Source organism: Bacillus altaicus, from assembly GCF_042136375.2.
Taxonomy (GTDB): domain Bacteria; phylum Bacillota; class Bacilli; order Bacillales; family Bacillaceae_G; genus Bacillus_A; species Bacillus_A cereus_U.
On record NZ_CM143394.1, the window covers coordinates 480411 to 504446 of the forward strand.

Below are 24036 nucleotides of genomic sequence, written 5' to 3' on the forward strand. Positions count from 1 at the left end.
AGGCAAGTGTATGTATTCGCTTGTCTGTTTTTTTTGCGAAAATATTAAACCTTTACCCTACTTTAGATTAGGAAAGTAGATGAAAGGAGAGCTCAATGTACTTAATGAATCAAAATGGTTGGATTGAAGTGATTTGCGGGAGTATGTTTTCTGGAAAATCAGAAGAGCTCATCCGCCGTATACGACGTACGCAATTTGCGAAACAACATGCGATTGTATTTAAACCATGTATTGATAATCGTTATAGTGAAGAAGATGTTGTATCACATAATGGATTAAAGGTTAAAGCAGTTCCTGTTTCAGCTTCAAAAGATATATTTAACCATGTAACAGAAGAAATGGATGTTATTGCAATCGATGAGGTACAATTTTTTGATGGGGACATTGTGGAAGTGGTGCAAGTATTGGCAAATCGTGGCTATCGTGTCATTGTAGCTGGATTAGACCAAGATTTCCGTGGTCTACCATTTGGACAAGTTCCTCAGCTGATGGCGATTGCTGAACATGTAACTAAATTGCAGGCAGTTTGTTCTGAATGTGGATCTCCTGCAAGTCGTACGCAACGTTTAATCGATGGAGAACCAGCGGCATTTGATGATCCAATTATTTTAGTTGGGGCTTCAGAATCGTATGAACCACGTTGTCGTCATTGCCATGCAGTACCTACAAAACAAAGATAAATGAAACTCGCTATGTAGAGCGGGTTTTTTTCGAAAATAGATGAAGATTGGTGGCGAGCTCTTCGTGTCTAAGAACCTTCCGTACTAAAGGTGAAAAGCACCTTTTGTACGAGAGAACCTTAGCTATTCTGAGCGAGCCGCCTGCGCTTTTAAATATTATCTAGCTCCAGCGCTAGAATCTCCGGTCATTTCGCTCTCTCGCTCGAAGCAAAGAGCGCTTCAAGGTCGAGAGCTTGAGGTGGCCTGCGTTTCTGAGCGAGCCGCTTGCGCTTTTAAATATATTATCTAGCTCCAGCGGCTAGAATCTCCGGCCATTTCACTCTCTCGCTCGAAGCAAAGAGCGCTTCAAGGTCGAGAGTTCCAATGTCCTGCGATTCTGAGCAAGCCGCTTGCGCTTTTAAATATATTATCTAGCTCCAGCGGCTAGAATCTCCGGCCATTTCACTCTCTCGCTCGAAGCAAAGAGCGCTTCAAGGTCGAGAGTTCCAATGTCCTGCGATTCTGAGCAAGCCGCTTACGCTTTTAAATATAATTTGCGTTTTTTTGATTAAGTACCATATACTATTTGTATTAGATACTAGGATGTAGAGGTGAATGGTGTGTTAGATCGTTTGCAAGCTGTAGAAAATCGTTATGAGAAGTTGAATGAGTTGTTAAGTGACCCAGAGGTTATTAGCGATACAAATAAGCTTCGTGAGTATTCAAAAGAGCAATCTGATATTCAGGATACGGTAGAGGTGTACCGTGAGTATAAAGATGTTCGTGAGCAATTACGAGATGCAAAAGCAATGTTAGAAGATAAGTTAGACGCTGATATGCGTGACATGGTAAAAGAAGAGGTTTCTGAGTTAGAAGGTCAAGAAAAAGTATTATCAGAGCGTCTGAAAATTTTACTTGTTCCAAAAGACCCTAATGATGATAAAAACGTTATCGTTGAGGTTCGTGGCGCTGCTGGTGGTGACGAGGCAGCTTTATTTGCTGGTGATTTATATCGTATGTATAGCCGTTATGCTGAGGTGCAAGGTTGGAAAACTGAAATTATCGAAGCGAGCTATACAGAGTTAGGTGGATATAAAGAGATTATCTTTATGATTAACGGTAAAGGTGCTTTCGCTAAGCTGAAATTCGAGAATGGTGCTCACCGTGTACAACGTGTTCCTGAAACGGAATCTGGTGGACGTATTCATACATCTACAGCAACTGTAGCTGTATTACCAGAGGCAGAAGAAGTAGAAATTAATATTCATGAAAAAGATGTTCGTGTTGATACGTTTGCTTCTAGTGGCCCTGGTGGACAAAGCGTTAATACAACGATGTCAGCGGTACGTTTAACACATTTACCGACTGGTGTAGTTGTATCTTGTCAGGATGAGAAATCACAAATTAAGAATAAAGAAAAAGCGATGAAAGTATTACGCGCACGTGTTTATGATAAGTTTAGACAAGAAGCGCAAGCTGAGTATGATCAAAACCGTAAACAAGCTGTTGGTACCGGAGATCGTTCAGAGCGTATTCGTACGTATAATTTCCCGCAAAACCGTGTTACAGACCATCGAATCGGTTTAACGATTCAAAAGCTAGATCAAATCCTACAAGGTAAGTTAGATGATTTCATCAATGCCTTAGTGATGGAAGATCAGGCTCAAAAGATGGAGGCAGCTGAGTAATGCGTGTCTATGAAGCCCTGAAATGGGCTTCTTCTTTTTTACAGGAAAATGGACGAGATGAAAATGCGGGAGAAATTGTCCTTTGTCATGTATTAAAGACGAACAGAACCGGAATGCTCATGAATATGCGTGAAGAAATAACTGCGGAACAAGAGAAAAGTTTTGCACAATTTATCCACAAGCACGTAGAAGGTATTCCGATCCAATATATGCTCGGTTATGAAATGTTTTATGGCCGATCATTCTTTGTAAATGAAGAGGTATTGATACCAAGACCGGAAACAGAGGAACTTATAGTTGGAGTGCTAGAGAGAATTGAGCGTCATTTCGGTAATGAGGAGCTTCACATAGCGGATATTGGAACAGGTAGTGGAGCGATTTCTATTACGCTCGCTTTAGAAAATAAAAATCTTCATGTGTATACAGTAGATATCGCGCAGGAGTCGATTGAAGTTGCAAAAGAAAATGCAAAAACTTTAGGGGCGGATGTAACTTTCTATCACGGCGATTTACTGTCTCCGTTTTATGAAACAGGTCAGAAGTTAGATGTTGTTGTTTCCAATCCTCCGTACATACCAGAGGAAGATTGGCGTGGTCTTTCTACTGTTGTGAAGGAGCATGAGCCGAAGCGTGCGCTTGTTGGTGGGGAAGATGGACTAGATTTCTATCGTCGTTTTATGGAGGAATTGCCGAATGTATTACAGAAAAAGGCGATTGTGGCGTTTGAAATTGGTGTAGGGCAAGGTGAAGATGTGAAAGCATTATTACAGCAAACTTTCCCGCGCGCTCAAGTTGAAGTTGTATTTGATATTAATGGAAAAGATCGTATGGTATTTGCAGAGATGGAGTAAGGTAGAAGCCTTACTCTATTTTTTGTATGAAAAAATTCGTAACTACTCAGCCGTACATTTCATTTAGAATTTTGGTAAGGAGTATTATTACAGTGAAAATACGCACCTTATTACCTATAGATTGCTGTCAGAAAGATAAAATGGACATACACCTTGTTGCCTGTCTTTGTTTTAAAACTTTGCGAGTGGCGGGAAAAGGCCCTGACGGCTCCTATACATGGCCAGTCCCTTTCGCCAATTAAAAAAATGCTTTTCTATCGGTTTTTTACATAGATTTTGAATTTAATAGTTTAGAAAGAAGTAACTCTGTCCACACTGTTTCTAGAGGGGACGGTGGAGGAAATGAAAAAACAAGTTATTGCTTATTTTCTTTTATTATTAATTGGTGCACAGTTACTTGTGCAGTTTGGATATATGAAAGCTGATGCAAAAGGGCCTACTGTTATTCCGAAAGAGGCCGTTCGATTACGTATTTTAGCTAATAGTGATTCCGATAAAGATCAAGCATTAAAACGTAAAGTACGTGATGAAGTGAAAGCGCAAATTGATGGATGGGTAGCGGATTTAACGTCATTTGAAGAAGCTCGAAAAGTCATTCAAAATCATATTCCTGAAATTGAAAAGACAGTGGAGAATACGCTGAAAAGAGAAGGAAGTAAAGAGGCGTTTCAAGTGAAATTCGGTAAGAATGTGAAGTTTCCTACAAAGGTATATGGGAATTTTATTTATCCGGCAGGAGAATATGAAGCGGTACTTATTACAATTGGAAAAGGTGAAGGTGCAAACTGGTGGTGTGTATTATTTCCACCGATGTGTTTCTTAGATTTTTCAAGTGGTACAGCTGTAAGGAAAGAAGAACATGTTGTGAAAGCTGAATCTCCTGAAGAGGAGCAGGTGAGACAACCAGATGAGGAAGTAGTGGATGTACCGGAGAAGAAAGTGGATAAGGTGAAAGAAACGAAAGTAGTAAAGCCGGAAAAAGCTGAAAAAGTAAGAGCCCAGGAAAAGAAAGTAGTAAAACATGAAACGCAAGTAGAAGAACAGCCTGTAAAAAAAGTAGAAACAAAAACTGTGGAAAAAGTGGAAAAACCTGTGGAGCAAAAACAAGAAAAGGAAAATGAGTATGTAACAGTAGAGGAAGAAGAAAAACCAGAGGTTAAATTATTTATCGTCGAAGCTTTTACATCGTTATTCTCTAAATAGTACTATTAATAAATCCTTCCTCATATATATCACTGAGGAGGGATTTACTATGAAGAACGTGTATTTTGCTACGAAAGCAGATGTAGAAAGATTGCATTCTTTTTTCGGACAAGCTAATAAAAAAGATGATAAAATAAATGAGTTGTACGCACAATTTATGATCTTGGAAGAGGCGGGAGAAATACGAGCGGTAGTTGGATATGAACAAGGTGGGGAAAATGCACTTATCCGTTCTTGTTTATTCACACCTAATGTGGATAAACAGACTTTCTTATATTTTTTTGAGATGTTTTTGCAGTATATGAAAGAAAAAGATATTCGACAATTGTACTTACTCACAAATCATCCACAATCTGTGACAATCTTTCAGTTTTTTAACTTTGTCAGTATAGAGAAAGAGGAAGTGCCAGAGGAAATTCGACAGTTAGAACACTTTTGTAAAAATATAAAAGAGCTAAATGCAATAATACTAAATTGTCAGCTATTCACAAAGTTATCCACGGATTAACAAGGTTTATCCACATTTTGTGGATAAACCTTGTTTGTCTTTTGGATAAATCTCATAGTAAACTAAAAATAGACAAGTATTTCATGGTAGAAAAGGACGTGGGAAAAAATGCATACAAATATGTGGGTTGTGGATAATGTTGTGGAAAGAAAAAAATATTATCCACAATTAAAAGAAGCAGCGAGATTATTAAGAGAAAATGAAGCAGTGGCCTTCCCAACGGAAACGGTATATGGGTTAGGAGCAAACGCAATGGATGATGAAGCGATAGCGAAAATTTTTGAAGCGAAAGGGAGACCGAGCGATAATCCACTGATTGTCCACATAGGAACAAAATCTCAGTTAGATGGTATCGTAAGAGAAATTCCGCCGGTTGCAGAAAAGTTAATGGAGCATTTTTGGCCAGGACCACTAACAATCATTTTACCGAGAAAAAAAGGGATTTCAGAGAGGGTTACGGCCGGACTTAATACAGTCGGAGTGAGGATGCCGGATCATCCAGTAGCGCTCGCTCTTATTGAAGAGGCAAACGTGCCTGTTGCGGCACCAAGTGCGAATCGTTCAGGACGCCCAAGTCCAACGTTAGCTTCTCATGTGTATGAAGATTTAAACGGGAAAATTGCTGGTATTGTTGATGGCGGGGCAACAGGAGTAGGCGTTGAGTCAACTGTAATTGATTGTACGAGCGAGGTTCCCACGATTTTACGTCCAGGTGGGATTACGAAGGAGCAATTAGAAGCAGTGATAGGAAATGTTTCTTTAGATCCAGCTTTAAAGGATGAGAAAGAAAAACCGAAATCACCTGGAATGAAATATACACATTATGCACCGAAAGCGCCACTTAGTATTGTTGAAGGGTCCCGTGAGTTTATTCAACGTATTGTAGATGAGAAGAAGAAAGAAGGGTTTAAAGTAGGTGTATTAACGACAGAAGAGTATCAGCATGTGTATAGTGCAGATGTTGTATTGTCTTGTGGTGTGCGAAGCGATTTAGCCAGCGTTGCGACTAAGTTATATGATGTGCTTAGAACGTTTGATGCAAGTGAAGTAGATGTTATTTTTAGTGAATCATTCCCGAATGAAGGCATAGGAAATGCAATTATGAATCGTTTAACAAAAGCTGCGGGACATCAGATTATTATTGAGTGATAATGTACCTTTAGCAAACAGAATATTTCTCCTCGGATAAGCATATTGTGAAGTAGCACGTCCGAGGGGGGATATGAATGACACTTGAACAATTAATACCTTTAATAATTATGGCATTCGCCCTGGGGATGGATGCATTTTCAGTGAGCCTCGGTATGGGGATGGTAACATTAAAGTTAAGACAAATCCTTTATATCGGTATGACGATAGGGATATTTCATATTATTATGCCATTTATCGGAATGGTACTAGGACGTTTTCTATCAGAGAGGTATGGGGATTTCGCGAATTTTGCAGGAGCTATTTTATTAATTGGACTAGGGTTTTATATCGTATATTCGTCTGTTTTAGAAGGGGAAGAGACTAGAACTGCTCCAATTGGAATTAGTTTATTTGTATTTGCATTTGGTGTCAGTATAGATAGTTTTTCAGTAGGTCTTAGTCTTGGAATTTACGGAGCAGAGACAATTATTACGATATTACTGTTCGGATTAATAAGTATGTTACTAGCTTGGATGGGTTTATTGCTTGGTAGCCATGCCAAAAATATGCTTGGCACATACGGTGAAATAGTAGGTGGTATTATTCTTGTTGGGTTTGGATTGTATCTCCTTTTTCCTATATAATTTTATGTAGGAGGGAATTATGAACAAGCTATTGGAATGGTATGTTAAGCTTTTAACCTTCTTTCCTCGATGGCTAAGAAGACTTATAATATTGGGTGTTATTTTGCAAATTTCGATGTTAGGTTGGATTAAGTTAATTCGTGAATGTTGAGATAGTTCCTTTCTGTGCATAGTTTCGTTTGTACTATATTGATCACACTAAAAAATTACAAATATAGAAAGGATGAGATGAATGACGAGATTGAAGCAAGTTTTTGGTATTATTATTAGTTTTTTTGTTTTTTGGTTCAGTATGCTCGGTGTACAAATGTTTGCTGAGTTTTTAGATATCGAATCATTAAAATTTGTTGCAGGAAAATCGGAGGCGGCGCGTGCATTTTATTCACCGTATCCATTTTTAATTGTTTTCCTTATTACGTTACTTTCCTTATATTTCTTTGTAATAAAGCTGGGTAGATCTAAAAAAGAGAAATTCCCGGCATTAGAGGAGAAGAACGAAGAATTACGATAAAAAATCCCCCGCTTTCAGCGGGGGGGGGTTATGTTTGAGTGATGAAAGACTCTAATGCCCTATGAATCTGAACGAGCCGGTTGCGTTTTTAGTTGTTATCCAGCTCCACCTCCTAGACCCTTGAGTCTAAGAACCTTCCCCACGAGAAGATAAAAAGCATCTTCTGTGAGGAAGAACCTTAGCCACCGGGCCTGGGCAGTCGGTTCCGCTTTTAGGGGATATCCAGCTCCAGCGGCTAGAATCTCCGGTCATTTCGCTCTCTCGCTCGAAGCAAAAAACGCTTCAAGGTCGAGAGCTTGAAGTGTCCTGCGATTCTGAGCGAGCCGCTTCCACTTTTAAATAGGCCTCACTAATTCAAATTGTTCTCCTAGTTTTGCGTAGTTGTGTCCTGCTAGGCGGCTTATTGGTTTTAGTTCTTCGGCGTGAATTCGGCCGTTTTCGTATAAGTGTTCTGCGACGTGGAAGCGAACGACGCGGCCAATTAGTAGATCACAAGCTGGTGAGTCTTCGGTTCCGCCGAGCGGGATAGCGCGTTCTAATACGCATTCCATTCGAATGTTTGCTTCTTTTACCCCTGGTACTGAAATGACATCACTGTCGATTGGTGTTAGTTTTGCTAATTCGATTTCACTTTCATTAGGAGGTAGGTTGGCTGCTGTTTCATTGATCGCTTCTACGTAAGATTCATCAGAAATATGTACGACAAATTCCCCTTTTTCGATTGCGTTTCGGGAAGTGTCTTTCGGTTTTCCTTCTTTGCGTTGTACGGAAACCGAGATAAGTGGTGGATTGGCAGCGACGATATTGAAATAACTATATGGCGCACCGTTCAATACGCCATCTTTAGTTACAGAAGTAACGAATGCAACAGGACGTGGAATGATACTTCCTGTTAGTAATTTGTAATTATCTTTTTCAGTTTGTTCGTTTGGATTAATGGATAACATGTTGTAATCCCCTTTCTAAATATGAATACTTATTGTTCCTTTACAAGATATCAATGGGAATCTCCTGCTGAAAATAATATTTTTTTGATGATGTAAAAAAAAGAGATTACCTCGATTGTACTGAAGTAATCTCTTTTTTGGTGAATATCTTGAAATAGAGATAAATATTAAAGTAAAACGTAAGCGCCAGGTCCAATTAAAGCTACACCGATAGCGACAGCGATTAACATTAAATTATATTCGAATCCGTTTTGTGTTACCCAGTAACCATTTTTTCCGTGAACTGTGAAAATTGCTACTAACATTGTTCCTACGATAAATAATGAACCAACTACAGTGAAAATACCTGCTGCGAATAAGAAACCACCTAATAGTTCAGTTGCGCCAGCCATAAATGCCATAAATACACCAGGGCGTAAACCGATTGATTCCATCCAGCCACCTGTTCCTTTCAGCCCGTAGCCACCAAACCAACCGAATAATTTTTGAGCACCATGACCCATGAATGTAATTCCTATAATAAGACGAATAATAAGAAGACCGATATCCATCATTTCAAAAACCCCCTAAAAGTTATTAACTTATCTTATGTAAGTAATAATAAAATAGTTACTTACTTTAGTCAAGTGAATTCCGACAAAAATTTGAAAGAAATTTTACAAATTAACAACAAAAAATAAAATGTAGTAAAGACCTCTAGACAAGTAAGTAAAAAAAGGAGAAAATATAAGTAGAAGTTAACTTCTTATTGTTATTCAGACAATCAGAATTGACTGGGATTTTGTGAGGCGCTACAATAAGGGTCTAGTAGTAATGACATGATTTATTTCGAAAGCGTTTTTACAGTATAACATTCGAAGTATGAAGTCTTACGTGTATTTCGATCTTGAATAGAGATTGCCCTATAAACTTTTAGGTAAATTATAAGGAGGACTATCCTATGTTTAAAAAATTATTCGGTTTTGGTTCAAAAACAAATGAAGAAACAATCGTAGCTCCATTAACTGGAGCGGTGAAAAATATTGAAGAAGTACCAGATCCAGTATTCGCTGGTCGTATGATGGGTGACGGTGTTGCAATCGATCCTACTGAAGGTGTAGTTGTGTCTCCAGTTGATGGTGAAATCGTACAATTATTCCACACGAAACATGCTATTGGAATTAAAGCAAAAAATGGTACAGAAATTTTAATCCACGTTGGATTAGAAACTGTAAAAATGGAAGGTGAAGGTTTCGAAGCTCACGTTTCTGAAGGACAAGCTGTAAAAGCTGGAGATAAATTAATCTCATTCGACTTAGAATTAATTCGTGAAAAAGCGAAAAGCACAATTACTCCAATCGTTATTACAAACACAGATGCAGCTGAGTCTATTAAGACAACTGTAGGTGTAACAGCTACAAAAGGTTCAACAGAAGTAATGAAAGTTACAATGAAATAATTATTGTATGAAAGGAATCTGTTTCGTATGAAATGGATTCCTTATTTTGTTTCGTAGTGTGTTCATTATGTATGGTAAATACTTTGGGCGCTTGGAAATAGGGTTTCACATATATGTGGATAAGGCGCATTTTTCTTAGAAAAAATATAAGAGAAATGCGCCTTTCGTATATTCACATTTCTTTTTTTCTATTCTAATGTACGCTATGATAAAGTGAAACTTTAATCAGTGGAGGGTGTTCATCCCCCGCTGATTATCAGCCTTCACCAATCGAGGATAAATGGTAGGAAACAGAAAAAAAGGGGTGGGTTTAGATGAAACGGGTGTTATTTGTTTGCACTGGGAATACATGCCGTAGTCCGATGGCTGAGGCTTTGCTTCGTCATTATGGAGAAGGTGAATTTGAAGTGCAATCTGCTGGTGTTTTTGCCTATCCTGGAAGCGATGCGTCGGTACATGTAAAGGAAGCTTTAGCTGAAAAAGGAATTGTAATCGATCATGCTGCACAGCAGGTAAACGATACTTTAGTTGATTGGGCGGATATTGTAGTAACAATGACGGAAAACCATAAGCAAATTGTACTTGGGCATTATCCGAGTGTTGAAAAGAAATTGGATACATTATATGGATTAACTGAGGGTGTAAGTAAGGATATTTCAGATCCATTTGGCGGATCGCTTTCTATTTATAAAGAAACGTTAGAAGAGATGGAAAAACTTGTACAAACTTTACTGAAAAAACATTCAGAAGGTTGATGTTTCGTGTATAATACGATATTGGAGATCACTTCGTTCCATTAAGGTAGCGAGTGTGAAATGAAGATAATTGATTGAAACTTTGGAGGGGTAAAAATGAAAGTAGTAGTAGCATCTGATCACGGCGGTATGAATATCCGTAAAGAACTTGTAAGTTTATTAGAAGAGTTAAATATTGAATATATTGATTTAGGTTGTGAATGTGAAGCTGGTTCTGTTGATTACCCTGATTTTGCGTTTCCGGCAGCAGAAATGGTCGCAAATGGTAAAGTGGATCGTGGCATTTTAGTTTGCGGGACAGGCATTGGTATGTCAATCGCAGCAAACAAAGTAAATGGTATTCGTTGTGCATTAGTTCATGATACTTTCAGTGCGAAAGCGACGAGAGAGCATAATGACACTAACATGTTAGCAATGGGCGAGCGTGTAATTGGAGCTGGTCTAGCGCGTGATATCGCAAAAATTTGGCTAACAACTGACTATGAAGGTGGCCGTCACGAAAACCGCGTAGGAAAAATTAAAACGTACGAAACAAAGTAATAGATTCTAACTATAAGTAGTATGAAATATAATTTGGTGAACCAACCTGTGAAAGGAAGAGGCGTAATGACAGAAATCGTAAAGGTAAGAGAACAGCTGCAAATGTCGCTTTCTGATTTCCAAGAACAAGCTTCACTGCAAAGAGGCCAAATTTTTGTAGTGGGGTGTAGCACGAGCGAAGTGCTAGGTGAAAGAATTGGAACATCAGGAACGATGGAAGTGGCAGAGGCGATTTTTTCTGAATTTAAACAATTTCAAGAGCGAACAGGTATTGAATTGGCGTTTCAATGTTGCGAGCATTTAAATCGTGCTTTAGTAGTTGAGAGAGATGTAGCGATGAAATATCAATTTGAAATTGTAACAGTTACGCCTGTTAGATCAGCAGGTGGTGCATTAGCGACGTATGCGTATCACAATTTTAAAGATCCGGTAGTAATTGAGTTTATTAAAGCAGATGCAGGAATGGATATCGGCGATACATTTATCGGTATGCATTTAAAGCATGTAGCTGTACCGGTTCGTACAAGTGTGAAGGAAATAGGAAGTGCGCATGTAACGATGGCGAAAACACGTGGGAAACTAATAGGTGGAGCACGTGCTGTTTATGCGGCAAATGAAGAAGCTATTCCTTGTCGTTAAACATGAAAAATTATAAAGTCTTATAACAGCTTTATATCGAAAGGTAAAAGGTATGTAGTCTGACTTTATAATAGAAGAAAGAAAAGACCAATTTTGGTCTTTTTTTTTCTTTTATGATATAGAAAGTCATGTTAGAATGTAGTTGAAAACATGAAGGTTCGAAAGAATTACAACCTGAATTTTCGTTTTTTCTGAATAAATGAGAAAAAACTATTGGGAATTGATGTAATTCGTTCAGAAAAGGGGGATTTTGGTGAATCATTTAAAACGTCAAGATGAAAAGGTATTTGCTGCAATTGAGGCAGAACTAGGAAGGCAGCGTTCAAAGATTGAGTTAATTGCTTCGGAAAATTTCGTAAGTGAAGCAGTAATGGAGGCGCAAGGTTCTGTTTTAACGAATAAGTATGCTGAAGGATATCCTGGAAAACGTTACTATGGTGGTTGTGAACACGTAGACGTAGTAGAAGATATCGCACGTGATCGCGCGAAAGAAATTTTTGGCGCAGAGCATGTAAATGTTCAACCACATTCTGGTGCACAAGCGAACATGGCAGTATACTTCACGATTTTAGAGCAAGGCGATACAGTACTTGGTATGAATTTATCTCATGGTGGTCACTTAACACACGGAAGCCCTGTTAACTTCAGTGGAGTACAATATAATTTCGTAGAATATGGCGTGGATGCTGAATCTCATCGTATTAATTACGATGATGTATTAGCAAAAGCGAAAGAACATAAACCAAAATTAATCGTTGCAGGTGCAAGTGCATATCCTCGTGTTATCGATTTCAAACGATTCCGTGAGATTGCAGATGAAGTGGGAGCATACTTAATGGTTGATATGGCACATATCGCTGGTTTAGTAGCAGCTGGTTTACATCCAAATCCAGTACCACATGCACATTTCGTTACAACAACAACACATAAAACATTACGCGGCCCACGTGGTGGTATGATTTTATGTGAAGAACAATTTGCAAAACAAATTGATAAATCAATCTTCCCTGGTATTCAAGGTGGCCCGCTTATGCATGTAATTGCTGCAAAAGCTGTTGCATTTGGTGAGACACTACAAGATGATTTTAAAACATATGCACAACATATCATTGATAATGCGAATCGTTTAGCTGAAGGCCTTCAAAAGGAAGGACTTACACTTGTTTCTGGTGGAACAGACAATCATTTAATCTTAATTGATGTTCGTAACTTAGAAATTACAGGTAAAGTAGCAGAGCACGTATTAGATGAAGTTGGTATTACAGTGAATAAAAATACGATTCCATTTGAAACAGCAAGCCCATTTGTAACAAGCGGCGTACGTATCGGTACAGCAGCGGTAACATCTCGTGGTTTCGGTTCAGAAGAAATGGATGAGATTGCAGCAATTATTGCTCATACATTAAAAAATCATGAGAATGAAGCTGAACTAGAAGAAGCGCGCAAACGTGTAGAAGCGTTAACGAGCAAATTCCCAATGTATACAAATCTATAATAGATTAAAAAAGACTGCTGAAACGTAATTGTTTTAGTAGTCTTTTTTTGTGGACATATATTGCTTTTAAAGTATGTATACAAATGATGAATAAATTTTGGCGATATAATGAAGGATACGGCTCCCATAATTGGTAAAGATACTAGATAGATTCATCGCAAAATCATGATTTTACCAAATTTGCCCTTGAATATTAGTAGCGTTTTCTTTACAATCGTAAATAGTGTAAAAAAGCGTGTAAACGCATGAATATCATCTAAAGGAGAGATTCACATGGGAAAACTGTATGTATTTGATCACCCGTTAATTCAACATAAGATTACATATATTCGCGATAAGAATACAGGTACGAAAGATTTTCGTGAATTAGTGGACGAAGTAGCAAGCTTAATGGCTTTCGAGATTACTCGTGACCTTCCACTTAAAGACATTGAAATTGAAACGCCTGTAAGCAAAGCGACAACAAAAGTGATCGCTGGTAAAAAACTTGGTTTAATTCCGATTTTACGTGCAGGTTTAGGAATGGTTGATGGAATTCTGAAATTAATTCCAGCAGCAAAAGTAGGACACGTTGGTTTATACCGTGACCCTGAAACATTGCAACCGGTAGAATACTATGTGAAACTTCCAACGGATGTAGAAGAGCGTGACTTTATCGTACTAGACCCAATGCTAGCAACAGGTGGTTCTGCGGCTGAAGCAATTAATTCTCTGAAAAAGCGCGGTGCAAAGCACATTAAATTAATGTGTATCGTAGCTGCTCCAGAAGGAGTAAAAGTAGTACAGGAAGAGCATCCTGATGTTGATATTTATATAGCAGCATTAGATGAGAAGTTAAATGACCATGGTTATGTAGTTCCAGGTCTTGGTGATGCTGGTGACCGTTTATTCGGAACGAAGTAAGACAACAGACGAGAGGGGGATTCCCCTCTCGTTTTTTTTCGCCCTCAGCGCACGGGGGAGGGGGAGATAAATATACAGGGTATATACAACATAAGTTATATACACATCACATATAATATAGAAGTCTTACGTCTCGGGGACACTATATTATGGAAGGAAAGCGCTATATCTTAAAAATATAATAGTGACAAACTTGTGAACATTTTCTTCTATTATAAAGAGAGAACTGTTAGAAATTGCATATCTCTAACCAGTATTTAGAAGGGGAACGTTTTCATTTTTGGGAGGAAATGCCTAATACTCAAATTTTTTGATTTTTTACGATTTCTCGTTGACACTGTTAATACCCTATTGTATGCTAACAACGGGGATAGATGGTAGGGCTTTCAGTGACAAAAATACATCTATTCAGTGACGAAAATGTAAACTTTTTATTTTGTATAGAATTTATGCAGAAAAATGAGTTATTATTAACACATCGTGAATGAGGTTACATATTGGAGGGATGAATCCTTGCAAAAAAACGATCGCAGCCATATAAAAGCGTATGCTTTAATGTCAGGAATTCTTGCTCAGTTAGTTGGTTCTATTCTTATTGGAACCTTTGGTGGGCAATGGATTGATAATAAGGTTGGAACGTTTCCATTGTTTCTTATTATAGGGTTATTACTCGGGTTAGGAACAGGGGTATACGCAATGATTCGACTCATTCAACATTACTATTCGGGAGAGCAATGATGATAGACGTACATGGACTTGTCCAAAGACAAAAGAAATATATGTACTACTTGCTTGCGCTTCTAGTGCTAGGATGGGGAGTTACCTCTTACAAGGATGTATTTCTTGGACTGATTATCGGAACGATTTTCAGTTTTCTTAGTTTGCGCATCATTGCACGTAGAACAGACAAGCTATTAGATCGCGTAACAAATGGAGAAAACGTGAAATTTAAAGCAACAGCGGTAAGTACATATTCAAGATTCGCCACGATTGGGTTATTGATTTTATTTGCAGCCAAATATCAAGAGTTAATTGCGATGTGGGGCTTAGGTGTAGGATTGCTGACAGGATACCTTGTCATGATCATAGATTTTCTTTATTTAGAGTATACGAGCAGGGAAGAGAGGTGAATTACTAGTGGAACACGGTAAATTAGTTGAATTTCTAGGTTTAACGTTCGATTTGTCATCAGTTATGATGGTTACTGTAGCAGCAGTTATTGTTTTCTTAATCGCTGTTATCGGAACTCGCAGCTTAGCGCTTCGCCCAACCGGAATGCAAAATTTCATGGAATGGGTGTTTGACTTCGTGAAAGGGATTATCAATAGTACGATGGACTGGAAAACAGGTGGACGTTTCTTAACGCTTGGCGTTACGCTTATCATGTTTATCATCGTATCGAACTTCCTTGGTTTACCATTCATGTATTCAACAGTTGAGGCTGGCGAACATATTGCATGGTGGAGATCACCAACGTCTGATCCAGCAGTTGCATTAACATTAGCCGTGATGGTAGTTACCCTCACCCATTACTATGGAATTAAGATGAAGGGTACGAAAGAATATGCTAAAGGTTATTTCCAACCTATGAAATTCTTATTCCCATTAAAGGTTATTGAGGAGTTTGCTAACACATTAACGTTAGGTCTTCGTTTATTTGGTAACATTTACGCAGGTGAAATCTTATTAGGATTACTTGCTAAGTTAGGCGGGGCATCATTCTTAGGAGCATTAGGTGCACTTGTACCGATGTTAGCATGGATGGGATTCAGCGTATTCGTTGGTTCAATCCAGTCATTTATTTTCGTAATGTTAACGATGGTTTATATGGCTCATAAAGTAAGCCATGACCATTAATATAATTTAAGTAGGAAAAAATTTATTTTTTTATAATACAAAGGAGGACAAATTAAATGAGTTTAGGTGTAATCGCAGCTGCAATTGCAATTGGTTTATCAGCATTAGGTGCAGGTATTGGTAACGGTCTTATCGTATCACGTACAATCGAAGGTGTTGCTCGTCAACCAGAATTAAAAGGCGCACTTCAAACAATTATGTTCATCGGGGTTGCATTAGTTGAGGCACTTCCAATCATCGGTGTAGTTATTGCTTTCATCGTAATGAACAAATAAGGGAGACTCCCCTTACATAGATGGCGAAGAGTGTTTTTTGAACTTTCTTCGCCATTGCTTTATGAACGAAACGTATGTCTTTTTTTTTCATATGATCAATTTAGATATTTTGAAGGGAGTGAATCCTTGTGCCAACTTTATTATTAGGGGCTTCCATTCCATTTGGAACGATTGCTTATACATTGTTCATTTTCTTACTTCTATTAGTAATGCTACGCAAATTTGCGTGGGGTCCTTTAATGGGAATTATGAAAGAACGTGAAGAGCATGTTACTAATGAAATCGACGCTGCAGAAAGAAATCATACTGAAGCGAAGAAATTAGTAGAAGAACAACGTGAAATGTTAAAACAATCGCGTGTTGAAGCACAAGAGTTAATCGAAAGAGCGAAGAAACAAGCTGTAGATCAAAAGGATGTTATTGTTGCTGCTGCGAAAGAAGAAGCAGAATCAATTAAAACATCTGCTGTACAAGAAATTCAACGCGAAAAAGAGCAAGCGATTGCTGCTTTACAAGAACAAGTCGCTTCTTTATCTGTTCAAATTGCTTCTAAAGTAATTGAAAAAGAACTAAAAGAAGAAGATCAAGTGAAGTTAATTCGCGATTATATTAAAGAAGTAGGAGAAGCGCGATGAGCAATGGGATTGTAGCAAAACGTTATGCTGTCGCTCTTTTCAAAATTGCAAAAGAAAAACACGTATTGGAAATGTTTGAAGAGGAATTACGCCTTGTACAAAACGTTTTTACAAAGAACGGAGAACTACATAGCTTTTTAACGCAACCGAACATTTCAAAAGAGCAGAAGAAAACGTTTCTTGCAAACGTATTCTCATCTGTTTCTGAATCTATTTTAAATACGTTATATATTTTAATTGATAACAAGCGTATTGATATCCTACCTGAAATTGCAGATGAATATGTTGTTCTTGCTAATGAAGAACGTAACGTAGCGGATGCAACTGTATATTCTATTCGTCTTCTATCAGAAGAAGAAAAACTTAACATTGCAGAAGCATTTGCAAAAAAAACAGGAAAAGATGCAATTCGCGTGAAAAATGTTGTAGATGAAGATTTACTAGGCGGCATTAAAGTACGTATTGGAAATCGCATTTACGACGGAAGCTTACAAGGAAAATTAGCACGTATTCAGCGTGAATTAATGAAGAATAGATAGGGGTGAAGCACATGAGCATCAGAGCTGAAGAAATTAGCGCACTGATAAAGCAACAAATCGAGAACTATCAGTCTGAAATCGAAGTTAGTGATGTTGGTACAGTTATCCAAGTTGGTGACGGTATTGCGCGTGCTCATGGTCTTGATAACGTTATGGCTGGTGAACTTGTAGAGTTCTCTAACGGCGTTATGGGACTAGCACAAAACTTAGAGGAAAACAACGTAGGTATCATTATTTTAGGACCTTACACAGAAATCCGTGAAGGTGACGAAGTTCGTCGTACTGGTCGCATCATGCAAGTACCAGTAGGAAAAGAACTAATCGGTCGTGTTGTAAACCCATTAGGTCAACCAGTTGATGGTTTAGGCCCAATCAATACAACAAACACTCGTCCAATCGAAAGTCCAGCACCAGGTGTAATGGATCGTAAATCTGTTCATGAGCCACTTCAAACAGGTATTAAAGCGATCGATGCTCTTGTACCAATTGGTCGTGGTCAACGTGAGTTAATCATCGGTGACCGCCAAACAGGTAAAACAGCAGTTGCACTTGATACGATCATTAACCAAAAAGATGAAGATATGATTTGTATCTATGTAGCTATCGGACAAAAAGAATCAACAGTACGTAACGTAGTAGAAACACTACGTAAGCACGGTGCATTAGATTACACAATCGTTGTAACTGCATCAGCTTCTCAACCAGCTCCATTATTATACCTAGCTGCTTATGCTGGTGTAACAATGGGTGAAGAGTTCATGTACAATGGTAAACACGTATTAGTAGTATATGATGACTTATCTAAACAAGCAGCGGCTTACCGTGAGCTTTCATTACTATTACGTCGTCCTCCAGGTCGTGAAGCATATCCAGGGGATGTATTCTACTTACATTCTCGCTTATTAGAGCGTGCAGCAAAATTAAGTGATGCAAGAGGCGGCGGTTCTTTAACTGCACTACCTTTCATCGAAACACAAGCAGGGGACGTATCAGCTTACATCCCAACAAACGTAATCTCTATTACGGATGGACAAATCTTCTTACAATCTGACCTATTCTTCTCTGGCGTACGTCCAGCGATCGATGCGGGTACTTCTGTATCTCGTGTTGGTGGATCTGCTCAGATTAAAGCGATGAGTAAAGTATCTGGTACACTTCGTCTTGATCTTGCATCTTACCGTGAGTTAGAAGCGTTCGCTCAGTTCGGTTCTGACCTTGATAAAGCAACACAAGCGAAATTAAACCGTGGTGCTCGTACAGTTGAGGTATTAAAACAAGGATTACACAAACCGTTACGTGTAGAGAAACAAGTTATCATTCTTTACGCTTTAACACGTGGATTCCTAGATGATATCCCAGTAGTAGATATCACTCGTTTCGAAGAAGAATTCCATGCTTGGTTAGATTCAAATGCGACTGACTTATTAGAAGAAATCCGTACAACTAAGAAACTTGCGGATGACGACAAATTTGCAGCAGCAATTAACGGATTTAAAAAAGTATTCGTAGCTTCTGAATAATAATTAAAAGTGAAGTCGACTGTGGCTTAGCTAGATCATATAAAGGCATCTCAAACTTTGAGATGGCTGACGGTTATGTAAAGGAAAAGAGTAGGTGCACCTATTCTTTTCCTTCAATCATGAGCAAGAATATCTTGCAACGTAGATTAGGAAGAGGATTCTTACTAATCGTGCCAACTTCCGGAAAAAAGGTGGTGAAAACCTGTGGCATCTTTACGCGATATAAAAGCGAAGATTAACTCGACAAAGAAAACGAGTCAAATTACGAAAGCGATGGAGATGGTATCTGCATCTAAGTTAAACCGTGCAGAGCAAAATGCTAGATCTTTCGTTCCGTATATGGAAAAGATTCAAGAAGTAGTAGCGAGCATTGCGCAAGGAAGTAAAGGGATTAATCATCCAATGCTAAATGCGCGTCCTGTAAAGCGTACAGGATACATCGTTATTACATCTGATCGCGGACTAGCAGGTGGTTATAACAGTAACGTATTACGTACAGTAAGTAACGTAATTCGTGAACGTCATAATATGGATTCAAACCAATATTCAATTATTGTGCTTGGACGACTAGGACGTGATTATTTAAAACGTCGCGGCTTTAACATCATTGATGAAGTAGTTGGATTATCTGACCACCCATCATTTATTGATATTAAAGATATTGCTTCTCGAGCAATTGCGATGTTCGCAGATGGTGCTTATGATGAGCTGTACATTTACTACAATCATTATGTAAGTAAAATTTCACAAGAAGTAACGGAGAATAAAATTTTACCGCTTACGGATGTGACGTCTGACAAACCGACGACAGCTTATGAATTCGAACCTTCTGAAGAAGAAATTTTAAAAGTATTATTGCCACAATACGCAGAAAGCTTAGTGTACGGTGCATTACTAGATGGTAAAGCAAGTGAGCACGCGGCGCGTATGACAGCAATGAAGAGTGCTACAGACAACGCAATGGAAGTTATCGATTCACTTACACTTTCATTCAACCGTGCGCGACAAGCAGCGATTACGCAAGAAATTACGGAAATCGTTGGTGGAGTAGCAGCGTTAGAATAGTATTAAAAAGCGTAGGCGGTTCGTTCAGAATGAGAGGGGGATGGAGCTTTTGACGTAGAGGCGATTTGTGCCTCACAGGAAAAAGCGAAGCCACCGAACATTCTAACCGCTGGAGCTGGATTCAATAAAAAGTGGAAGCGGCTCGTCCAGAACAAGAGGGCATTGGAGCTCCTGACGAAGAGGCGCTTTTGGCCTCGCAGGAAGGCGCGAAATGACCGACTGTTCTAGCCGCTGGAACTAGATTCAATAAAAAGTGGAAGCGGCTCGTCCAGAACAGGAGAGTCGCGGAAGCTATAAACTAATAAAAATTTAAAGCCGACTTCTCTTAGAAAGCTGGCTAATTAAAAGAAAGCTAGGAGGGAACCCGATGAATAAAGGGCGCGTTACGCAAATCATGGGTCCGGTTGTAGACGTTAAGTTTGATGGCGGAAAGCTACCAGAAATCTACAACGCCCTTACGGTAAAACAGAGCAACGAAAACGGAGCAAGCATTAACTTAACATTTGAAGTTGCACTTCATTTAGGTGATGAAACAGTTCGTACAGTTGCAATGTCTTCCACAGATGGACTTGTTCGTGGCACAGAAGTAGAAGATACTGGTAAAGCAATCTCTGTACCAGTTGGTGATGCAACACTTGGTCGTGTATTTAACGTATTAGGTGATGCAATTGACTTAGATGGTGAAGTTCCTGCCGATGTACGTCGTGATCCAATTCACCGTCAAGCGCCTGCATTCGAAGAGTTATCTACTAAAGTAGAAATTCTTGAAACTGGTATTAAAGTAGTAGATTTACTTGCTCCTTACATTAAGGGTGGTAAGATCGGTCTATTCGGTGGTGCCGGTGTAGGTAAAACAGTATTAATTCAAGAATTAATTAACAACATCGCACAAGAACACGGTGGTATCTCTGTATTCGCTGGTGTAGGTGAGCGTACTCGTGAAGGTAACGACTTATACCACGAAATGAGCGATTCTGGCGTAATTAAGAAAACTGCGATGGTATTCGGACAAATGAACGAGCCACCTGGAGCACGTCAACGTGTTGCATTAACAGGCTTAACAATGGCTGAACATTTCCGTGATGAGCAAGGACAAGACGTACTATTGTTCATCGATAACATCTTCCGTTTCACGCAAGCAGGTTCTGAAGTATCTGCCCTTCTTGGTCGTATGCCATCTGCGGTAGGTTACCAACCAACACTTGCAACAGAAATGGGTCAATTACAAGAGCGTATTACATCTACAAATAAAGGATCTATCACGTCTATCCAAGCGGTATATGTACCAGCCGATGACTATACGGATCCAGCACCAGCTACAACGTTCGCTCACTTAGATGCAACAACAAACTTAGAGCGTCGTTTAACACAAATGGGTATTTACCCAGCCGTAGATCCATTAGCATCTACATCTCGTGCACTTTCTCCAGAAATCGTAGGAGAAGAGCATTATGGAGTAGCTCGTCAAGTACAGCAAACTTTACAACGTTATAAAGAGCTTCAAGATATCATCGCTATCTTAGGTATGGATGAGTTATCTGAAGAAGATAAGTTAGTTGTACATCGTGCTCGTCGTATTCAATTCTTCTTATCTCAAAACTTCCACGTAGCTGAGCAGTTTACAGGTCAAAAAGGTTCTTACGTACCTGTAAAAAATACAGTTAGTGGTTTCAAAGAAATTCTAGAAGGAAAATATGATGACCTTCCAGAAGATGCATTCCGTCTTGTTGGTAGCATTGAAGATGTTATTGAAAACGCGAAGAAAATGATGGCGTAAGGCCTTAGGAGGGACGCATTATGAAGACATTTCCAGTCAGTATTGTAACTCCTGATGGACCGGTTTACGAAAAAGAAGTAGAAATGGTAAGTGTAAAAGCAGAGAGTGGGGAAATGGGGATCTTACCAGGTCACATTCCAACTGTTGCACCGTTGAAAATTAGTGCAGTTCGTCTGAAACATGGTGGGCACACTGATTATGTAGCAGTAAGCGGTGGCTTTATCGAGGTTCGTCCAGATAAAGTAACTGTATTATCATCATCTGCTGAAGAAGCAAACCATATCGACATCCATCGTGCAAATGAATCGAAACGTCGCGCTGAGCAACGTATGCAAGAGAAACAAGCACATGTTGACTTTAGACGTGCAGAAATGGCCTTGCAGCGTGCTGTGAACCGTTTAAATGTTTCTGATATGAAGTAAAAAAATCCGTAAGGGCTCTTGCCTTTACGGATTTTTTGTTATGGATATAAATTAAAAAAGGGGAAAAAAAGCCTCTTTTTAGGTGGGAGAGAGAATCTAGCCATGCATAGAAGCGGTCAGAGCCTTTTTCTGCCCCATGCCAAGTGAAAATCAAGAAATAAAAGGAACTGCAGGTTATCTTTTTGTTATACATAGCTATAAATTTAGATGGAAAAAAAGCCTCTTTTTTAGGTAGGAGAGAGCATCCAGCCATGCATAGAAGCGGTCAGAGCTTTTTTCTGCCCCAAGCCAAGTGAAGATCAAGAAATAAAAAGAACTGCAGGTTATCTTTTTTATATAGCTACAAATTAAAGGAGGGAAAAAATGTCTCTCTTTAAGTAGGAGAGAGCATCTAGCCATGCATAGCTGTGTTTTATTTAAATGTCGAAACTGAAACTCAATTTAATAGATGGAATAGACTAACAAAATTGGTATAATTATATTATTGTTTGTATAAGTAGAGAATATACAATAATTTATATTTCATAAAGGAGATGAATAAATGATCGGTGAAATGAAACGAGAAGCGTTGCACTCTTTAAAGGGAAAATGGGGACTAGGTGTTGGATCAACGATTTTACATATTATTTTAAGTTATGTTGTTTCAATGGCTGCAATGCTTATACTTTTAATTCCAGGAATTATTATATTTTTCTTATTTGCTGGTTTAGCAGGATCACTTGAAGAGGAAGCAATATCAATTGGGGCAGGTATTACATTTGGAATTTTTTATTGCATAATGATCATTTTGAGTAATGCATCTTATGGTATTACATCGTACGGTTATACGAATGTGTTGCTACAAATTAGTAAACGAGAAGATGCTAGAGTAGATTATTTATTTGAAGGATTTCGCGGCTTTAAAAGAATGATGAAAACAATGTGGGCTATGCTTGCGATTTTGTTATATACAGGTACGTGGATTCCGATGTTGTTACTAGGTATCTTCGCGTTTTTTGGTGAGGAAGGGAATGTATCGTTAACGATTGCTTTCTTTGTACTATTAGCTATTTCGATTGTTGTAATGATTGTGATGTATTTTTCTTATGCGATGACGTATTATGTGATGATTGAAAATCCAGATTATAGCGTTTCACAGGCGATGAAAGAAAGTAAGAATCTTATGAAGGGACATAAACTAGATTTATTTCTTCTATGGCTTAGCTTCATAGGGTGGGCTATTTTAGCGATTCTTACTCTTGGAATAGGGTTTCTGTGGCTTAGTCCATATGTAGGTACAACGACAACACATTTTTATCGCTATATTGCAAAAGGTGAATTGCAGTAGGAACATGCTATACTAATAGAATTGTTACGTATAGGAGGCTAATTATGATTAGTGATTTAAAAGGAGAAGCGCTAGATTCACTAGAAGGAAAATGGGGCTTAGCTGTTGGGGCAACATTACTTATTTCGATTCTTACTTCAGTTTTTAGTTTTAGTATTCAGTTCATTCTCTCTCAGGTTTGGGAGTGGAAAGAAGTGAATAGCTCACTTTCAATAGAGGTTATTACAATATTATTGGTGGGGCCTTTAACGCTAGGGGGTTATTGTTTAGCACTACACATAATTCGTGAAAAAGAAGCGCGTATTGGGCATATATTCAGATGGTTTACAGAAGGAAGTAAGTTTATAAAGTCATTTTTACTATATATAGTAGTAAACATTTATATTTTCTTATGGTGCTTACTATTTATTATTCCAGGCATTATTAAATCATTTTCTTATGCGATGACGTACTTTATTATAAATGATCATCCTGAGTATTCAATAAATCAAGCTATTACAGAAAGTCGTCGTATGATGGCTGGACATAAGATGGAGTATTTCATTTTATGTTTAAGTTTTATTGGTTGGTTTATATTAAGTTGTATTACATTAGGGATTGGGTTTTTATGGTTGATTCCGTATTTTTATACAACGACAGCAGCGTTTTACGAAGAGATTGCAGAAGAATATTACGAAAAAAAAATTCCAACACTTTAAAAAAACACC

Annotated in this window: 29 protein-coding genes; 27 read left to right on the plus strand and 2 right to left on the minus strand. The window is 38.5% G+C overall.

The window, feature by feature from the left end:
- The first annotated feature begins 95 nt into the window (after positions 1-95).
- The 8 genes from ACE38F_RS02440 (at position 96) to ACE38F_RS02475 (ending at position 7195) form a co-directional block, all read left to right on the plus strand.
- Complete coding sequence (locus ACE38F_RS02440) at positions 96-680, plus strand: thymidine kinase (RefSeq protein ID WP_002016305.1); 585 nt, start codon at positions 96-98, stop codon at positions 678-680.
- Between the two features lie 599 nt (positions 681-1279).
- Positions 1280-2347, plus strand: a complete 1068-nt coding sequence (gene prfA / locus ACE38F_RS02445) for a peptide chain release factor 1 (protein WP_215556654.1) — start codon at positions 1280-1282, stop codon at positions 2345-2347.
- Positions 2347-3198: a peptide chain release factor N(5)-glutamine methyltransferase gene (gene prmC / locus ACE38F_RS02450; RefSeq protein ID WP_002068570.1), complete on the plus strand. Its 852-nt coding sequence runs from the start codon at positions 2347-2349 to the stop codon at positions 3196-3198. Before prfA ends, prmC begins: the two co-directional genes overlap by 1 nt.
- Before the next feature lie 342 nt (positions 3199-3540).
- Positions 3541-4401 (plus strand): stage II sporulation protein R, encoded by an 861-nt coding sequence (gene spoIIR / locus ACE38F_RS02455; protein ID WP_375371193.1) that lies wholly within the window; start codon positions 3541-3543, stop codon positions 4399-4401.
- Positions 4402-4450: 49 nt separating this feature from the next.
- Entirely contained in the window at positions 4451-4909 is a 459-nt protein-coding gene (locus tag ACE38F_RS02460) for a GNAT family N-acetyltransferase (protein ID WP_341308170.1), read from the plus strand.
- A gap of 108 nt (positions 4910-5017) precedes the next feature.
- Positions 5018-6058, plus strand: a complete 1041-nt coding sequence (locus tag ACE38F_RS02465; protein WP_002016299.1) for an L-threonylcarbamoyladenylate synthase — start codon at positions 5018-5020, stop codon at positions 6056-6058.
- A 77-nt stretch (positions 6059-6135) separates the two neighbouring features.
- The gene (locus ACE38F_RS02470) at positions 6136-6684 is read left to right on the plus strand and encodes a manganese efflux pump MntP (RefSeq protein WP_215554814.1); all 549 of its coding nucleotides are present in this window, start codon (positions 6136-6138) and stop codon (positions 6682-6684) included.
- Positions 6685-6916: 232 nt separating this feature from the next.
- Positions 6917-7195: a DUF3935 domain-containing protein gene (locus ACE38F_RS02475; RefSeq protein WP_341308167.1), complete on the plus strand. Its 279-nt coding sequence runs from the start codon at positions 6917-6919 to the stop codon at positions 7193-7195.
- A 335-nt stretch (positions 7196-7530) separates the two neighbouring features.
- Here the strand turns inward: ACE38F_RS02475 and ACE38F_RS02480 are convergent, their stop codons facing one another.
- Together ACE38F_RS02480 and ACE38F_RS02485 are read right to left on the minus strand one after the other, a co-directional pair.
- Positions 7531-8142 carry a flavin reductase family protein gene (locus ACE38F_RS02480; protein ID WP_016106716.1) on the minus strand — a complete coding sequence of 204 codons (612 nt, stop codon included), beginning with the start codon at positions 8140-8142 and terminating at the stop codon, positions 7531-7533.
- A 167-nt stretch (positions 8143-8309) separates the two neighbouring features.
- Complete coding sequence (locus tag ACE38F_RS02485) at positions 8310-8696, minus strand: DoxX family protein (RefSeq protein ID WP_002068579.1); 387 nt, start codon at positions 8694-8696, stop codon at positions 8310-8312.
- A 386-nt stretch (positions 8697-9082) separates the two neighbouring features.
- On the opposite strand from ACE38F_RS02485, the gene ACE38F_RS02490 reads away from it, so the two are divergent.
- The 19 genes from ACE38F_RS02490 (at position 9083) to ACE38F_RS02580 (ending at position 24027) form a co-directional block, all read left to right on the plus strand.
- Positions 9083-9580, plus strand: a complete 498-nt coding sequence (locus ACE38F_RS02490) for a PTS sugar transporter subunit IIA (RefSeq protein WP_002016294.1) — start codon at positions 9083-9085, stop codon at positions 9578-9580.
- 314 nt (positions 9581-9894) lie between these two features.
- Positions 9895-10335 carry a low molecular weight protein arginine phosphatase gene (locus ACE38F_RS02495; RefSeq protein WP_215554813.1) on the plus strand — a complete coding sequence of 147 codons (441 nt, stop codon included), beginning with the start codon at positions 9895-9897 and terminating at the stop codon, positions 10333-10335.
- A 96-nt stretch (positions 10336-10431) separates the two neighbouring features.
- Positions 10432-10875 carry a ribose 5-phosphate isomerase B gene (rpiB, locus tag ACE38F_RS02500; RefSeq protein WP_215554812.1) on the plus strand — a complete coding sequence of 148 codons (444 nt, stop codon included), beginning with the start codon at positions 10432-10434 and terminating at the stop codon, positions 10873-10875.
- 66 nt (positions 10876-10941) lie between these two features.
- Positions 10942-11514, plus strand: coding sequence for a TIGR01440 family protein (locus ACE38F_RS02505; protein WP_002159780.1), 573 nt, complete (start codon positions 10942-10944; stop codon positions 11512-11514).
- A 253-nt stretch (positions 11515-11767) separates the two neighbouring features.
- Positions 11768-13009: a serine hydroxymethyltransferase gene (gene glyA / locus ACE38F_RS02510; RefSeq protein WP_375371192.1), complete on the plus strand. Its 1242-nt coding sequence runs from the start codon at positions 11768-11770 to the stop codon at positions 13007-13009.
- Positions 13010-13282: 273 nt separating this feature from the next.
- Positions 13283-13912: a uracil phosphoribosyltransferase gene (upp, locus tag ACE38F_RS02515; protein ID WP_002113046.1), complete on the plus strand. Its 630-nt coding sequence runs from the start codon at positions 13283-13285 to the stop codon at positions 13910-13912.
- A gap of 374 nt (positions 13913-14286) precedes the next feature.
- Positions 14287-14400: a DUF4024 domain-containing protein gene (locus ACE38F_RS02520; protein WP_080019095.1), complete on the plus strand. Its 114-nt coding sequence runs from the start codon at positions 14287-14289 to the stop codon at positions 14398-14400.
- A 25-nt stretch (positions 14401-14425) separates the two neighbouring features.
- Positions 14426-14650, plus strand: coding sequence for an AtpZ/AtpI family protein (locus ACE38F_RS02525; protein WP_375371191.1), 225 nt, complete (start codon positions 14426-14428; stop codon positions 14648-14650).
- Complete coding sequence (locus ACE38F_RS02530; RefSeq protein ID WP_002089741.1) at positions 14650-15042, plus strand: ATP synthase subunit I; 393 nt, start codon at positions 14650-14652, stop codon at positions 15040-15042. Before ACE38F_RS02525 ends, ACE38F_RS02530 begins: the two co-directional genes overlap by 1 nt.
- Positions 15043-15049: 7 nt before the next feature.
- Entirely contained in the window at positions 15050-15769 is a 720-nt protein-coding gene (gene atpB, locus ACE38F_RS02535) for a F0F1 ATP synthase subunit A (RefSeq protein ID WP_002089740.1), read from the plus strand.
- A gap of 56 nt (positions 15770-15825) precedes the next feature.
- Positions 15826-16044, plus strand: a complete 219-nt coding sequence (atpE, locus tag ACE38F_RS02540) for a F0F1 ATP synthase subunit C (RefSeq protein WP_000052064.1) — start codon at positions 15826-15828, stop codon at positions 16042-16044.
- Positions 16045-16172: 128 nt separating this feature from the next.
- The gene (gene atpF, locus ACE38F_RS02545; RefSeq protein WP_215554810.1) at positions 16173-16679 is read left to right on the plus strand and encodes a F0F1 ATP synthase subunit B; all 507 of its coding nucleotides are present in this window, start codon (positions 16173-16175) and stop codon (positions 16677-16679) included.
- On the plus strand, positions 16676-17218 hold the full coding sequence (gene atpH / locus ACE38F_RS02550; protein ID WP_215554809.1) for a F0F1 ATP synthase subunit delta: 543 nt from the start codon (positions 16676-16678) through the stop codon (positions 17216-17218). The genes atpF and atpH overlap by 4 nt, the downstream gene beginning before the upstream one ends.
- A gap of 11 nt (positions 17219-17229) precedes the next feature.
- Positions 17230-18738: a F0F1 ATP synthase subunit alpha gene (gene atpA / locus ACE38F_RS02555; RefSeq protein ID WP_000027511.1), complete on the plus strand. Its 1509-nt coding sequence runs from the start codon at positions 17230-17232 to the stop codon at positions 18736-18738.
- 204 nt (positions 18739-18942) lie between these two features.
- Entirely contained in the window at positions 18943-19803 is an 861-nt protein-coding gene (gene atpG, locus ACE38F_RS02560) for a F0F1 ATP synthase subunit gamma (protein WP_215554808.1), read from the plus strand.
- A 367-nt stretch (positions 19804-20170) separates the two neighbouring features.
- Positions 20171-21580, plus strand: a complete 1410-nt coding sequence (gene atpD, locus ACE38F_RS02565; RefSeq protein ID WP_341308162.1) for a F0F1 ATP synthase subunit beta — start codon at positions 20171-20173, stop codon at positions 21578-21580.
- 20 nt (positions 21581-21600) lie between these two features.
- A complete protein-coding gene (gene atpC, locus ACE38F_RS02570) occupies positions 21601-22002 on the plus strand; it encodes a F0F1 ATP synthase subunit epsilon (RefSeq protein WP_215554806.1) in 402 nt (133 codons plus the stop codon).
- Positions 22003-22543: 541 nt separating this feature from the next.
- On the plus strand, positions 22544-23329 hold the full coding sequence (locus ACE38F_RS02575) for a DUF975 family protein (RefSeq protein ID WP_375371190.1): 786 nt from the start codon (positions 22544-22546) through the stop codon (positions 23327-23329).
- 44 nt (positions 23330-23373) lie between these two features.
- Positions 23374-24027 carry a DUF975 family protein gene (locus ACE38F_RS02580; RefSeq protein WP_341308160.1) on the plus strand — a complete coding sequence of 218 codons (654 nt, stop codon included), beginning with the start codon at positions 23374-23376 and terminating at the stop codon, positions 24025-24027.
- Positions 24028-24036 lie beyond the last annotated feature (9 nt).